At 37.9% G+C, this 15,378-nt stretch carries 10 protein-coding genes; 9 read left to right on the top strand and 1 reads right to left on the bottom strand.

The features are described from left to right. Positions 1–18 precede the first annotated feature (18 nt). Both gyrB and BM179_RS03935 read left to right on the top strand, forming a co-directional pair. Positions 19–1,977 carry a DNA topoisomerase (ATP-hydrolyzing) subunit B gene (gene gyrB / locus BM179_RS03930; protein ID WP_092012543.1) on the top strand — a complete coding sequence of 653 codons (1,959 nt, stop codon included), beginning with the start codon at positions 19–21 and terminating at the stop codon, positions 1,975–1,977. Positions 1,978–2,096: 119 nt separating this feature from the next. Further along, entirely contained in the window at positions 2,097–2,963 is an 867-nt protein-coding gene (locus BM179_RS03935) for a 3-keto-disaccharide hydrolase (protein ID WP_092013624.1), read from the top strand. Positions 2,964–3,037: 74 nt separating this feature from the next. Here the strand turns inward: BM179_RS03935 and BM179_RS03940 are convergent, their stop codons facing one another. Further along, positions 3,038–3,655, bottom strand: a complete 618-nt coding sequence (locus tag BM179_RS03940) for a 3-keto-disaccharide hydrolase (protein WP_092013627.1) — start codon at positions 3,653–3,655, stop codon at positions 3,038–3,040. Positions 3,656–4,173: 518 nt separating this feature from the next. Between BM179_RS03940 and BM179_RS03945 the strand changes: the two genes are divergently transcribed. The 7 genes from BM179_RS03945 to dnaG all read left to right on the top strand — a co-directional run bounded on the left by BM179_RS03945 (position 4,174) and on the right by dnaG (position 15,242). Then, positions 4,174–5,358: an outer membrane beta-barrel protein gene (locus BM179_RS03945; RefSeq protein WP_092012548.1), complete on the top strand. Its 1,185-nt coding sequence runs from the start codon at positions 4,174–4,176 to the stop codon at positions 5,356–5,358. 354 nt (positions 5,359–5,712) lie between these two features. Beyond that, on the top strand, positions 5,713–7,854 hold the full coding sequence (locus tag BM179_RS03950; RefSeq protein ID WP_092012551.1) for a S9 family peptidase: 2,142 nt from the start codon (positions 5,713–5,715) through the stop codon (positions 7,852–7,854). A gap of 281 nt (positions 7,855–8,135) precedes the next feature. Beyond that, the gene (locus BM179_RS03955) at positions 8,136–8,921 is read left to right on the top strand and encodes a hypothetical protein (RefSeq protein WP_143095148.1); all 786 of its coding nucleotides are present in this window, start codon (positions 8,136–8,138) and stop codon (positions 8,919–8,921) included. Positions 8,922–9,077: 156 nt separating this feature from the next. After that, entirely contained in the window at positions 9,078–9,293 is a 216-nt protein-coding gene (locus BM179_RS03960) for a hypothetical protein (protein WP_092012558.1), read from the top strand. A 124-nt stretch (positions 9,294–9,417) separates the two neighbouring features. Next, positions 9,418–11,640, top strand: coding sequence for a polyphosphate kinase 1 (gene ppk1 / locus BM179_RS03965; RefSeq protein WP_092013630.1), 2,223 nt, complete (start codon positions 9,418–9,420; stop codon positions 11,638–11,640). 171 nt (positions 11,641–11,811) lie between these two features. Further along, positions 11,812–13,050, top strand: a complete 1,239-nt coding sequence (locus BM179_RS03970; RefSeq protein WP_092012561.1) for a NupC/NupG family nucleoside CNT transporter — start codon at positions 11,812–11,814, stop codon at positions 13,048–13,050. 125 nt (positions 13,051–13,175) lie between these two features. Beyond that, positions 13,176–15,242 carry a DNA primase gene (gene dnaG / locus BM179_RS03975; protein WP_092012564.1) on the top strand — a complete coding sequence of 689 codons (2,067 nt, stop codon included), beginning with the start codon at positions 13,176–13,178 and terminating at the stop codon, positions 15,240–15,242. Positions 15,243–15,378: the final 136 nt, after the last annotated feature.

Below are 15,378 nucleotides of genomic sequence, written 5' to 3' on the forward strand. Positions count from 1 at the left end.
CCACAATCTCATTAAGAAATGTCAGAATTCAAAGAAGAAGAAAACAAAGCAAATTATGGTGCCGATAATATTCAGGTACTCGAAGGCTTAGAAGCAGTAAGAAAACGTCCATCGATGTATATCGGTGATACAGGGGTAAAAGGACTTCATCACCTGATCTGGGAGGTAGTAGATAACTCAATTGACGAAGCGCTGGCAGGCCATTGCGATACAATCAGTGTTTCGATTCAAACAGACAATTCAATTACAGTAGAAGATAACGGGCGTGGTATTCCTACAGGAATGCATACAAAAGAGAAAAAATCTGCTCTTGAGGTTGTAATGACCGTTCTTCATGCCGGAGGTAAATTTGATAAAGATACTTATAAGGTTTCAGGTGGTTTGCACGGGGTAGGGGTTTCCTGCGTTAATGCACTCTCTACTGATCTTAAAGTAAATGTTTACAGAGAAGGAAAAATTTTCCAGCAGGAATATAAAATCGGTATTCCTCAGTACCCTGTTAAAGAGGTTGGAACCACTGACCGTACCGGAACAACGGTACATTTCAAACCGGATGAGTCAATCTTTACAGTAACAGAATATAAATACGAAACGGTTGCTAACCGTTTAAGAGAATTATCTTTCCTGAATGCCGGAATCAAAATTTATTTGAAAGATTACCGTGAAACGGATGAGAAAGGTGAGCCGATTTCAGAAGAATTCTACTCACAGGGTGGTCTTCGTGAATTTGTGGAATATCTGGACTCAACCCGTGAGAAATTAATCGAATCTCCGATTTATATGGAGGGAGATAAGAACGGAGTGCCGGTGCAGGTAGCTATGATGTACAATACTTCGTATTCAGAAAACGTAGTATCTTATGTAAACAACATCAACACGATTGAAGGCGGTACACACGTTGCCGGTTTCAGGGGTGCACTAACCCGTACTTTAAAGAACTATGCTGATAAGTCGGGGGCTTTAGACAAATTGAAAATTGATATTGCAGGTGATGACTTCCGTGAAGGTTTAACGGCTGTTATTTCTGTAAAAGTAGCTGAGCCTCAGTTTGAAGGTCAGACTAAAACCAAATTAGGTAACGGAGAAGTATCCGGTGCTGTTTCTGCCGCAATGTCTGATATGCTTGAGGCATGGCTGGAAGAGCATCCGAAAGAAGCCCGTCAGATTGTTGCGAAAGTAATTCTTGCGGCTCAGGCACGTCATGCTGCCCGTAAAGCCCGTGAAATGGTACAGCGTAAAACAATCCTGGGTGGAAATTCACTTCCGGGTAAACTGGCTGACTGTTCTGATAATGATCCTTTTGCCTGCGAACTTTATCTTGTCGAAGGGGACTCGGCGGGTGGTACAGCCAAACAAGGTCGTAACCGTGCGTTCCAGGCGATTTTGCCGCTTCGTGGTAAGATTCTGAACGTTGAGAAAGCTCAGGAATATAAAATCTACGAGAACGAAGAGATCAAGAATATGATTACCGCACTTGGGGTAAGCTTCGGAAAAGATGGTGATGAAAGAGCATTGAATGTGGAAAAATTACGTTATCATAAGGTGATAATCATGACCGATGCCGACGTCGATGGTTCTCACATCAGAACCCTTATTCTGACGTTCTTCTTCCGTTATATGAAAGAGTTATTGGATAGTGGTTATATTTATATTGCTCAGCCTCCTCTGTATCAGGTGAAAAAAGGACAACAGGTCCGTTACTGCTGGACTGAAGCGCAAAGAGATGTTGCTGTACGTGAATTGGGAGGAGATAAGGAAAATTCAGTAGGAATCCAGCGCTATAAAGGTCTTGGAGAAATGAACGCTGAGCAGTTGTGGGAAACTACAATGAATCCGGACTCAAGAACTTTGAAGCAGGTAACAATTGATTCAGCAGCAGAAGCTGATCACCTTTTCTCAATGTTGATGGGTGATGAAGTTGCACCTCGTCGTGAATTTATTGAGAAAAACGCAAAATATGCGAAAGTAGATGTTTAGTACTTTCAGACAGTACAGAATATTAAGAGATTCTTCCTAATTTGGAAGAATCTTTTTTTTTAGCGTACTTTTTAACAATAATGTTTTTTAAAACTCAGGAAATTAAACTTATCTCAACAATGAAAAGAATACTTCTTCTTCTGATTCTTCTTTCAGGATTTCAACTTTCTGCCCAGAAAAAGGCAGATACAAAAGTATGGAAACAGCTTTTTAACGGGAAAAATCTCAATGATTGGGAAGTCAAAATCAGAGGTTATGCACTTAACGACAATTTTGGGAATACCTTCAGGGTAAAGGATGGAAAAATGGCAGTTTCCTACGACCAGTACGATAAATTTGATGAACGTTTCGGACATATTTTTTATAAGCAGAAATTCTCTGATTATATCATCGCTACTGAATATCGTTTTGTAGGCGATCAGGCTAAAGAAGGACCAGGCTGGGCAATTCGTAACAGCGGTATTATGATTCACTGTCAGTCTCCGGAATCTATGGGGAAAGATCAGGATTTTCCTATTTCAATAGAAGTTCAGTTATTGGGAGGTACCGGAAAAGGGGAAAGAAGTACCTGTAACCTTTGTACTCCCGGAACTAACGTGGTAATGGATGGTAAGTTATTTACCCCGCATTGTATCAATTCCAAATCCAAAACCTATAACGGAGATCAGTGGGTAAGAGCCGAAGTACTTGTACTCGGGGATTCTCTTGTCCGTCATTTTGTAAACGGAGAAATGGTGCTGGAATATACCAAACCTCAGATCGGTGGAGGTAATGTGAGCGGAGAAGACCCTTCTTTGCTACAGGATGGCAAATTGCTTAAGGAAGGATATATTTCTTTACAAAGTGAAAGCCACCCGATTGAGTTCAGAAAGGTTGAAATACTGAATCTTGCCGGCTGTATGGATCCGAAAGCCTTGAACTACAAATCTTATTTTGTGAAATCAGATGCTTCTCAGTGCAAATATGCCAAAAAAGGAAAAAAATAGAGAAAACCGATAAAATCAAAAAGCGAGGCTTTCCAAATCAGGAAGCCTCGCTTTTTGATTTTATCGGTTAACAATTACAACTGCATAACTTTAATATTTTTCCATCTTACTTTGATACCACCGCCACTGTGAATCTGCAAAGCAATACTGCCATCAATAGAACCGATTTTATCGTCTGTAAGTGTAATCATTTCCTGTCCGTTTATCCAGGTGGTTACAGTATTGTCTTTTACTTTTACTTTCATGGTATTCCATTCACCCATTTTCAAAGCTTTGTCTTTATCATCTGTGGGTTTGATAAGCCATCCACGCCCGTAAGACTCATAAATTCCGCCTGTCCAGTGACCCGGAGGCGCTACTTCAGCCTGCCATCCGGCTACTTTTGTGCCTTCGAATGAAGAATGAAAGAACACGCCGCTGTTTCCGTCCGCTTCCTGTTTGAAATCAAGCGTAAGTTCGAAATCTTTGTATTTCTTCTCGGTTCCAAGATAACCATATTCTTTATCAGGACCACTTTCGCAGATTAACTCACCATTTTCAACATACCATTTTTCGGTACCGTAAACTTTCCAGCCGCTTAGGTCTTTCTGATTGAAAAGTTTTTGCCATTTTGATTTTTTGCCCGACTGTGCCTGAGCTGAAAAACTGATGCAAACAATTGCCAGAAGGGCAATCTGAAATATTTTTCTCATGGATAAATTTGGTTTTTGAATATTCTGATTTTTAAATACTGAAAAGGACAGAGTTTCTTTTAATTTCAGGAGAATCAATTTCCAGAAGCCTGTCTTTTCCAATAAAATTTCTCAAAGATGTTATATTTCAAACATAAATCAAACCTGCTTTGCAAGGATTTTTTGAATAAAAAACCTCAAATTTGAACCACATCGGCAATAAATTAGTGATTGTTGAATTTAATTGAGCAAAATGAATTGTCATTTTAATGCAATGGAATAGAAAGTGGGATTTATTGGATTGTTTTTTCTAATATTTGTGAGAGAGAATAGATATTATAGGCACTTACAGATAGCACTATTCTAACACTTGTTTGAATCTTCTTATCGAAAAGAAATAAATGGGCAAAATTTAGTTGACTGTTTTAACAATCTGTATATTCTAATCTTAATGAGGATTTGTTTTTCAAAATAACCAACAATATCTTAATGGCCTGGTTTAATTTTAAAACTCAATACAATAATTAAAAACACCCTTCATGAAAAAAGTTTTCGTTCTCCTGCTATTTATATTAATTAAAGTCTCTGTTTATGCCCAGATAACGTTTGAAGAGGGATATTTCATCAGTAACAATGGAAATAAAATCAATTGTCAGATTAAAAATAAAGACTGGCTAAGTAACCCGATTGATTTCAAATATAAATTGTCACAAAATTCAGAGGTAAAAACAATAGGTATTGATTCTGTGAAGGAGTTTGGTATTGGTAATACTCTCAAATACATTCGTAAAACAGTTGAGATGGACAACTCAACAGAAAATATTCGTAATCTGACATACGATAGAAACCCATCTTTTCAAAGTGAAACGGTTTTCCTTAAAGTTTTGATAGAAGGCAAGGCCAATCTCTATTATTATGAAGGTAAAGGATTTAGAAGATTTTTTTACAGTAAAGATGGATTAAACACTGTCCGGCCACTCATTTATAAGCTTTTCTTAACCACTGGAAATTCGATCAATAAAAATCTTTCGTATCGGCAAGAATTATTGGATAGTCTGCCATGTGAACGTCTGACATTTGTAAAAGTACAGAATTTGGATTATAGCCAGTCTGATCTCGAATATTACGTTAACAATTTTAATAATTGCGATGGTGCGGTTGTAATAAAAAAAGTGAAAAATAAGGTTGCATTTAATTTGTCTGTGAGAGCAGGACTTAATTTAGGTGATATGGAATATACTAATAATTATTCCAAAGGTTCTTTTTACAACAATTTAATAGGTTACAGAATCGGCCTTGAAGCTGAAATAAAACTTCCTTTTAATAAACAAAAGTGGGCGCTGTTTATTGAGCCGAGTTTTCATTCACTGAAACAGACTAAGGAATCTCAGAATTTATCAGTAGATGTCAATTATCAGTCTATAGAGATACCTTTAGGAATTAGACATTATTTCTTCCTGAATCAAAATATTAAAATGAATGCTAACATTGGGTATGTTTTTGACTTTCCCCAAAAATCAAGCAGCATTGTATTTAATGGAAGTAATGTATTCGATAGCTTGTATCCTAACCCGAGCAATCCGTTTGCCGGTTTAGGGATTAATTACAGAGATAAACTAAGTTTCGAACTCAGATATAATTACAGCAGAAGTCTGTTGCTTAATCTAAATAGTGGAATAATATATAACTACCTGTCATTCATTGTTGGATATAAGCTGTTCTAAATCCTAGATAAAAAAGAGTTAGTCTTAACCTTAGAATATTTACTGAATGAAACCTCCCGTACTTTTGTGTTATTTATCATTAACAGAAAAACGGGAGGTTTCACGGTATTTAATGTATAACAAATAGCTTCTTCCTACACTCTCATATTTATCAGACGGATATCCTGTTTTTAATTTTGGAAATCCCTGACGCTCCGGGAAAAGATAAAGAAAATGAAGATTGGTATCGGTAATAAATTAGTGATTGTTGAAATAAATCGGTTTTATCAGAATATAAATAATTTCAGATTGAAAAGATAAAACTGTATTTTGGTGGAAAATAAAGTTTTATCCATTAACCTTCATTAACATCCCATGAGAAAAAAACTATTATTACTGTTTTGTTGTATATACTCCTTTACTTATGCTCAGAACAGCAAGGAAAAAGTATTGGTTACCGATCTGACGAAGATTAAACAGGTTGGAAATATATCCATCGCTCCGGATGGAAAGAAGTTTATTTATTCAGTGAATGAAATCATTCCGTCTGAGGAAAATAAACTGGAATATGATTATCGTACACATCTCTGGCTAAGTGATTTTCAGGGAGTAAAGCAAATTACCAGAGGAACTGAATCTGTCAGCAGAGGTTCATGGTCACCGGATAGTAAGCAGCTTGTTTTTGCACGTAATGTAAAAGGAAAATCACAGCTGTTTATTATGCCATTGGATGGTGGCGAGGCATTTCAGCTTACCGATTTGAAATATGGAGCATCCGGCCCGGTTTGGTCGCCTGATGGCTCTAAAATTCTTTTCTCCGTAAACGTATCTTTCTCAGAATTGTTAAAAGATTCGACTATCAATGCACTGAAATCCCTTCCGTCATGGTCAGTAGAAAAAGCAGGATTTAAATCAAATGCTTTTCTGAAAGCTGATAAAAAGATCAAACCCAATCCTGACGGTACTATTGATGAAATCCGGGCTTATCTCGACAGAGATGTTGAAGATAAAAAAGTAAAGGTTTTCAGCAGATTGAATCTGCAGGGAGAAGCAACCACAGAGCCGGAGATCAGATTTAACCTTTTATATGTAATTGAACCCAAAGAAGGAGCGAAAGCGCAGCAAATTACCAAAGGTTTCTGGTCGTATAATGCTGCAAAATGGACGCCTGACGGAAAGAAGATTCTGGCAGTGACCGGAAGAGATACAACGATGCACCCCGACAGAGAGCAGGCAACGGCAGTAGTAAGTATCAATCCCGATACCAAAACGATTACACCACTTTTATCAGAAAAAGGATTCCAATTTACAAGTCCGTCTCTTTCAAATGATGGTAAATGGCTGGTTTTCATCAAATCGCAGATCAATGTGCTGAGTTACGGACAAATTATACTGGCGGCTGCAGATGGAAGTAATAAAACAGAAATCAGTTTCGACAGAGCTCCGGGAGGTTTTGAATGGTCATCTGACTCTAAATATCTTTATTTTACCGCTTTTTCTAACGGAGGTTTGCCATTGTATCGTTTAGATGTTCTGACTAAAAAAGTAGAGAAACTCACTGATTTTGAATCCGGAATTGTAGCGTTTGATATCACAAAAGATAAACTTGTTCTGGGAAAAACTGAAATAGCAGATCCTTCGGAAATTTATGTATCTGATTTATCAGGAAAAAATGCGCAGAAACTAAGTAGTCATAATGATTATTGGGTAAAGAATAAGGCATTAAGTACTCCTGAAAAAAGAATTTACACCAATTCAAAAGGCCAGAAAATTGAGTACTGGATTATGAAACCTTCAAATTTTGAAGCAGGTAAAAAATATCCGCTTCTGCTGAATATGCACGGAGGCCCGACTGCCATGTGGGGACCCGGAGAATCTTCAATGTGGCATGAATTTCAGTATTTCTGCTCACAGGGTTATGGTATTGTATATGCTAATCCAAGAGGATCAGGGGGTTATGGGAAAGATTTTCAGTTTTCAAATTATCAGGATTGGGGAACCGGCCCGGCGGAGGATGTGCTGGCAGCAGCAACAGATGCTGCAAAAGCTTCCTGGGTAGATACCTCCAAACAGGTTCTTACCGGAGGTTCATATGCAGGTTACCTTACTGCCTGGATTGTTTCTCATGACAACAGGTTTAAGGCCGCATTTGCTCAAAGAGGAGTTTATGACCTGACAACATTTATGGGAGAAGGAAATGCCTGGCGTCTGGTTCCGAATTATTTCGGAGGATACCCCTGGGAAGATAAAATCAAACCGGTGCTTGACAGAGAGTCTCCTTATACATATGTGGATAAAATCAGGACTCCTTTGCTGATCAAACATGGTGATAATGACCTGAGAACCGGAGTTATTCAAAGTGAAATGATGTACAAATCCATGAAAATTATGGGAAAAGAGGTGGAATATGTGAGGATTGCAGGCGCAACACATGAGCTTTCCAGAACAGGTAATGTTCGTGCAAGAATAGACAGAATGCTCAGAATTTATGAGTTTTTCGAGCGATACATCAGATAGTTTTTCAGTGATGATTACTACCGGGAGAGGTGCTGGAAATAGCACCTCTTTTGTTTGACAGAAAGGGAGAATCCAAAGGAAACCTTTTTGATAATTTGAAAGTTTAAATAACCGGAAGCACATATCAGAGATTTTCATTGAAAATATAGTATTTCGACCGCTTTATTTCCTGAATTTCTCTGCCTGACGAATAGGGGTTTGAAATCGTTACGTTGTCATAATGAGGTGATTAATCATCATAACGTAAAAGTTAAAAAGGAAAGATAAATTTCGGCATTACGATGAGAAAGTATATTGGATTGATAGTTTTGTTCTTAGTATTAAGCTCCTGCGCCACTCAGAAAATGGTTAGTCTGAGCCCGGTAAATGATCCATCTGAAAGAGTAATGGATGGTTTTCATGTTGTTAAACAGGAAAAAGACAGTGTCCGGATCGTTACTTCTTTTATTGAGCATTGGGAAAACTATCTGGTTTTTGATACAGAGATTTTTAACCTGAGTAATAGAACGCTTAATTTTTCTCCACAGGATTTTAATGCTTTTTATCTGAAAGCAGGTCAGGATTCTATTAAAAATAACAATAATCCCTTATATGCACTTAATTATTCTGGACTCAATCCGAATGAAGAACTTGATAAAGTAAAAGTAGAACGGGCCAGAGAAAAAGCAAGGTTAAAGACCACTAAAGTGCTCAGTGTACTGGCATTTGTAGGAGGAGCTGCCCTGGCTATTTCTGAAAATTCAGGAAGATCCCGTTCTTATGATCAAATGTTTAACAAAGCCCAGAATGCCAATCTTATCTTCAATATGGGATATGCCATTGCAGCAACCACCTCCGTTTTAGGAGAATCGAGGTTTGCAAACAGAATGGATTATCTGGCATATAAGGAAAATCTGTGGAATAATGAATTGTTAAAGGATAATGCCATCGCTCCTCAACGATCTTTAAGAGGACGTTTATATATCAAAGCAGTTCCGGAGGCCGAAACTGTACTACTTAACTTTCCTACCGAATATGGAAAAATTTCCTTCACATTCGGTCAGCAGATTTTAGATAAACATCTGTAAACATGCACATTTCTCATTTTTAATACCATATTCTAAATGTTAACACTTAAAAAATGTTGAATTCTTTGAAAATCTTCCCTTTGTAAGTATTTTAGCATAAGGTTTAAATTCTTTGAAAAAACGAAGAATTTAGTGAAAAGATAATATTTGAGGGAAATGCAGGAATTTAATTTTAAGCAATATCATTTAAGGTCAATCAATGCTCAGTCGGCTGAAGATCGTGCTGCTATTAATCAGGAATTAAAAGAATTTTACGCATCGCTTACTGAAGAAGATAAAAATGCGTTTAATATACAGTTACAGTCTTTTTTAGCAAAGGAAATGGGCAGACTCAAATCTGATTATGAAGCTATAAAAGACGGGATGGCCTGATAGTTCCGGAATATTTAGCTGTATTGTGCGTTTTATGCAACCATTGAGAAAAATACATAAAGAAAATCGGCTTAAAGGTTCTCTCGTAGGGAATCTTTTGTCGTTTTTAAAGAAAAATAAACTTATGAATAACATCACTAGACAAGGCGATGAGCAGAAGCGTCTTGAAAAAGTTATAATCAAATCACAGGATATTATTGAGAAATCCAATTACATTTCAAGAGATTTGTCCTGGCTGAAATTTGATGAGAGAGTGCTGGATCAGGCTCGTGATGAAAAGCGTTCACTATTTGACCGCCTTAAGTTTTTGGCGATAACAGCCTCTAACATGGATGAGTTTTTTACCATCAGGGTTGGCTCGCTTTATAGCTATATCGATTATGGCAAAGAAAGAACAGATTACTCTGGATTGAGAGAAACTGCATTCAAAAAGACCTTAATGGCTGCGGCAAGAGATTTCAGTCGCGAAAAACATAGATTATTCAGAGAAGAAATCTTACCGCTTTTCCCTGAAAACGGCTTAATTCTGGCAAACCTGGATGACCTTACCAATGAAGAATCGGAAGAAGTAACGGATTATTTCAACAGAACAATTTATCCGATGCTTACGCCTATGGTTTTTGACCATACGCATACTTTCCCGAGTTTATTGGCCAAAACCCTGATTTTCGGAGTGGTGACTAAGGTGGTGGAAGATCCGCTTTATGTGAAACCGAAACATGAAAACGGGAAGGATAAAAAAATTAGTTTTGTACAAATTCCTCAGAATCTTGCCAGGTTCTATATCTTTGAAAGAGAAGAAGAAGTAGTATTCCTGCCAATCGAGGAAATCATCCGGCATAATATTAAAAAGTTATACAGAAACGTAGAAATAGTAGCGTGCTCTTTATTCAGAATTACCAGAAACGGAGATTTTGATGTAGTAGAACATGAAGATGCCGAAACAGATTTTGTGGATGAAATCAAGAAGAAAATCAAAGATCGCCGCCTGGGAAGAGTAACCCGGATCGAAATAGAACCTAATTATTCAGAATGGCTTCTGGATGAAATGCTTAAGCGCTGGAATCTGCAAAAAGACGATGTTTTTGTAAAAGAGAATATTCTGGATTTTACGTCATTCTTTCAGATTATCAAGCATCCTGACTTCAAGACAAAGATTTCTGCTACTCATCAGCCGGTTCCGCCGATTGGCCTGCCTTCTGTGAAGATTGAAAATATCTTCGAAGCAATGAAGCAGGGCGACATTCTGTTGCACCATCCGTATAACAATTTTGAGCCTGTACTTCAATTACTTGAACAGGCAGCGGAAGATCCTCAGGTACTGGCAATTAAGATTACTTTGTACCGGATTTCAAAAAATTCCAGAATTGCGGAGGCTTTGTTAAGAGCAGCAGAAAACGGAAAACACGTATCTGTACTTTTTGAAGTGAAAGCCCGCTTTGATGAAGAAAATAACATTCGCGAAGCACAACGTCTTCAAAAAGCCGGTTGTTTTGTAATTTATGGTATTCCGGGGTTAAAAACGCATACTAAATTACTTCAGGTAATTCGCAATGAAGGAGATAAAGTGGTAGGTTATGCACACCTTTCTTCAGGTAATTATAATGAGGATACAGCAAAACTTTATACGGATATTGGCTTGCTGACAATGAACGAAGTGATCACACATGATATCGCAGAGTTCTTTAATGTAATCACAGGACATTCAATTCCAAGTAATTACGAAAACCTTATTACCGCTCCAAGGGATATGAGGAATCGGGTGGTTGCAATGATTCAGAAAGAGGCTGAAAATGCAAAGGCCGGACTTCCTTGCGGAATCTGTGTTAAAATCAACTCTTTACAGGATAAAATTACCATTGATGAACTTTATAAAGCGGCGCAGGCTGGTGTTCCGATTCGCCTGATTGTCAGAGGTGTTTGCTGCCTGAGACCAAAACGTCAGGGACTTTCTGAAAACATAACCGTGCGTTCTATCATTGGAGATTTCCTTGAGCATACCCGGATTTACTATTTCCACAACGGAGGTGATCCGAAAGTATATGGTGGTTCTGCTGACATAATGGTAAGAAGCTTTGACCGAAGAATTGAATCACTTTTTGAGTTGGTAAATCCTAAAGTGAAACAGGAGGTTATCAATATCCTTGCCTGGAATCTGAAGGATAATGTTAATGCTTATGAAATGCAGGAAGATGGTTCTTACCAGAAATTTAAGTGTGTGGAAAAGCCTTTTAATATTCATGAGAAATTCTTTGATGTTACACTGGAGGATATAAAAGATGCTAAATTATTTGAGACCAGCGGAACACCCGAAGTGGTAGACAAACCGGAGGAGGTTCTTGGCTGATTTTAAGTAGAATTTAACTTTTTAAAGATAAATCTGATCTAAAGTCGTGATATGAAGTCATTTCATTTCACGACTTTTTTGCTTTACCCTAAGATTGTATATCTTTAACAAAAATATTCATCACAAATTTTATCATACCACTTTTACTTTTAAAGAATTAGAACTTAAAATATGGAACGCTTCACGGGACTTTTAGGGATTGTATTGATTTTGGGACTTGCTTATTTAATGTCAAACAATCGTAAAGCCATTAATTTTCGAACTGTCGGAGTGGGTCTTGCTTTACAAGCCGGATTGGCAGTTTTTATTTTGAAAACCGATGTTGGACAGGCCATTTTTCAATGGTTAGGATTTAAAATCAATTCGATTCTTCTAAATGCAGACAAAGGAGCGGAGTTTGTATTTGGTTCTCTGGTTAAACCTGAGCTTATGGTTAAGGCTTTCGGAAGTGGAAATGACTTTGTCTTTTTCTTTAAGGTTATTCCGACTATTATTTTTGTAGCTGTTCTGGTAAATATGTTTTACCATCTTGGTGTTTTGCAGAGAGTGGTTTCTGTGCTGGGCCGAGGTGTTCACTGGTTGATGGGCGTAAGTGGAGCAGAGGCACTTTCTAACGTAGCGAGTACGTTCGTGGGTCAGGTGGAGGCTCAGATTATGATTAAGCCTTATCTGAAAACAATGACTAATTCGGAATTACTGGCCTCTATGACAGGAAGTTTTGCCTGTATTGCCGGTGGTGTGATGGCAGTGTATATCTCTCTGGGAGTGCCGGCTTCTTATTTGCTTGCAGCAAGTTTAATGGCTGCTCCGGGTGCTTTGGTCATTTCTAAAATTGTATATCCTGAAACTGAACAGTCTGAAACACAGGGGTTAGTAAAGCTGGAAATTAAGAAAACGCATGCCAATCTGGTAGATGCCATTGCTGCGGGAGCCAGTGAAGGATTAAAAGTGGGTTTGAACGTAATTGCCATGCTGATTGGTTTTATTGCACTGATTGCACTGGTTGACGTAATTCTGGGAAGAGTAGGAGGATTGGTAGGCTTTCCGGCTTTGAGTCTTAACTTTATTCTTGGTAAATTCTTCTCAATTTTTGCATGGTGTATGGGGGTTCCGGGCAAAGATGTTCAGGCAGCAGGAGCATTGATGGGAACTAAAATGGTTGTAAATGAATTTGTAGCATATCTGGAACTGGTAAAATTGAAACCAAATCTTGATCCTAAGACGATTGCCATTACCAGTTTTGCCTTATGTGGTTTTGCTAATTTCAGTTCAGTGGCAATTCAAATCGGAGGAATCGGAGAATTGGCACCAAGTCGTCGCTCAGATTTAGCCAAATTAGGCTTTAAAGCATTAATCTGCGGAACATTAGCCAGTTACCTTTCTGCAACACTCGCAGGGTTATTGTTGTAAAATATAGATTTAATAAAGATTGTTAAACGGAAGAGACCTTGTTTTTCAAAATGAAGAATAAGTTCTCTTTCTTTGTTGTGTATATCTTCTGATTTGACAGAAGAAACAAATATTTTAATACTTCCATGAGGATTGATCCGGAAACTGTAGAGAGAATACGTCAGGCAGCAGATATTGCTGATGTGATCGGGGATTATGTTTCTTTGAAGAAAAAAGGAGCAAATCTCTGGGCATGCTGTCCTTTTCATGGAGAAAAAACACCTTCATTTTCTATTTCTCCTGCCAAAGGAATTTATAAATGTTTCGGATGTGGAAAAGCTGGTGATTCAATCCGATTTATTATGGATATTGAAGGGCTTGGATATGGAGAAGCATTACGACATCTTGCTAAAAAATACGGCATAGAAATACAGGAAACCCAATTGACCGATGAGCAGCAACTTGCTCAGAATGAACGGGAAAGCCTTTTTATCGTATTGAATTATGCGAAAAACTATTTTCAGCATAACCTGCTTGAAACGGATGAAGGGAAATCTATTGCTTATCCTTATTTCAAGGAAAGAGGTTTTTCTGATAAAACCATTAAAAGCTTTGAGCTAGGCTATAGCCTGGAATCCTGGGACGCATTTACAAAAGAGGCATTAAAACAGGGGTATTCCCCGGATATTCTTCAAAAGGCAGGTTTAACCATAGTCAGGGAACAGAATACCTCTCCTGCTGAACAAGGGAATGAAGATTCCCGAAATACCAGGACTTTTGACCGTTTCAGAAACCGTGTGATTTTTCCGATTCATAACGTTTCAGGAAAAGTGATTGCTTTTGGAGCGAGAATTTTAAAAACGGATAAAAATCAGCCAAAATACCTCAATTCTCCTGAAACTGAGGTTTATCACAAGTCTTCCATACTCTATGGAATTTACCAGGCTAAGAATGAAATCCGCACCAAAGATGTATGTTATCTGGTAGAAGGTTATACCGACGTGGTTTCATTACATCAGGCAGGAATCCATAATGTGGTGGCTTCCTCAGGAACCTCACTTACACTTGAGCAGATTCGCCTTATCGCAAGATTTACACAGAATATAACTGTTCTGTACGACGGAGATGCAGCAGGGATTAAGGCTTCTTTAAGAGGAATGGATATGATCCTTGAAGAAGGTCTGAATGTAAAACTGGTGGTTTTTCCTGAAGGAGAAGATCCTGATAGTTATGTTCAGAAAATAGGATCAGAGGCTTTTGTTAAACATATTGAGCAAAATGCATCAGATTTTATTACTTTCAAAGCGGAGCTTTCCTTAAAAGAGGCTGGAAATGACCCTTTTAAAAGAGCTGAGATTATCAAGGATATGGTGGAAAGTATTTCCAAAATTCCAGATTCTATCAAACGTTCAGTTTTCTTTCAGAAGACGGCATCTTTGATGAATATTGATGAAAATCTCCTCATACTTGAATCAAATAAGATTCAGCTTAACCGGGTTAAACAAAAGGAGAAAGATACCAAAAGAGAGGATAACCGGCAGCGTTTAAGTAATGACCTTCCACCGGGAGTAAGTGTGAGTTCAGGTGCTGAAGAATTAATGAGTTTTTCAGAAGAAGATCATGCCTTTTTCCCTGAATCAGTTCCACAGGCAAATCCGGTAACAGAGGACAAACCTGTTCGCTCGGGCCTTTCTTATCATGAAGAAGAATGTATCCGTTTACTGATCAATTATGGTTCCAGGGAAGTTGATCCTGGCCTGGCTCCGGGTATTACACTTATGCAATACATCCTTTCCGAAATAGAAGGATTAGAATTTAAAACACCGATTTATCAGAGGATTTTGCTGCTTTGCAGAGAGAAGTTTATTCAGGGAACTGTCCCGGAATTGCAATATTTCCTCAGTCATATCGATTCAGAAATTCAAAGGGAAGCTATTGATCTGGCGACAGAAAAACACACCATTTCAGAGTTTTGGCATAAAAAACATGAAATTTATGTACCAACTGAACTGGATAAGCTCGCAGATATGGCTTTTACAAACATTTTGCGCTTAAAAAAGGCTAATAATGAGATGAATATGGCTGAAATAAAGGCAAAACTGATCCAGACGAATGATGCAATTGAACAGGAAGTACTATTGACTCAGTTTATGCAGGCAAAAGAAGTTGAAAAACAAATTGCCAAAGAGTTAGGAACCGTAGTTGTGAAATAAACATATAAAAACATGCCATTTAATCCCAAAAGATCTTCAGGTCTTTTGGGATTTTTTATTTCTCACAGGGAATTAAGTTAGCCTCTTCCAAAGGAAATAATCTTTTGACATAAGAGAAAAACATATCTGCCCCATG

It is taken from the genome of Pseudarcicella hirudinis (assembly GCF_900115665.1).
Lineage (GTDB): Bacteria > Bacteroidota > Bacteroidia > Cytophagales > Spirosomataceae > Pseudarcicella > Pseudarcicella hirudinis.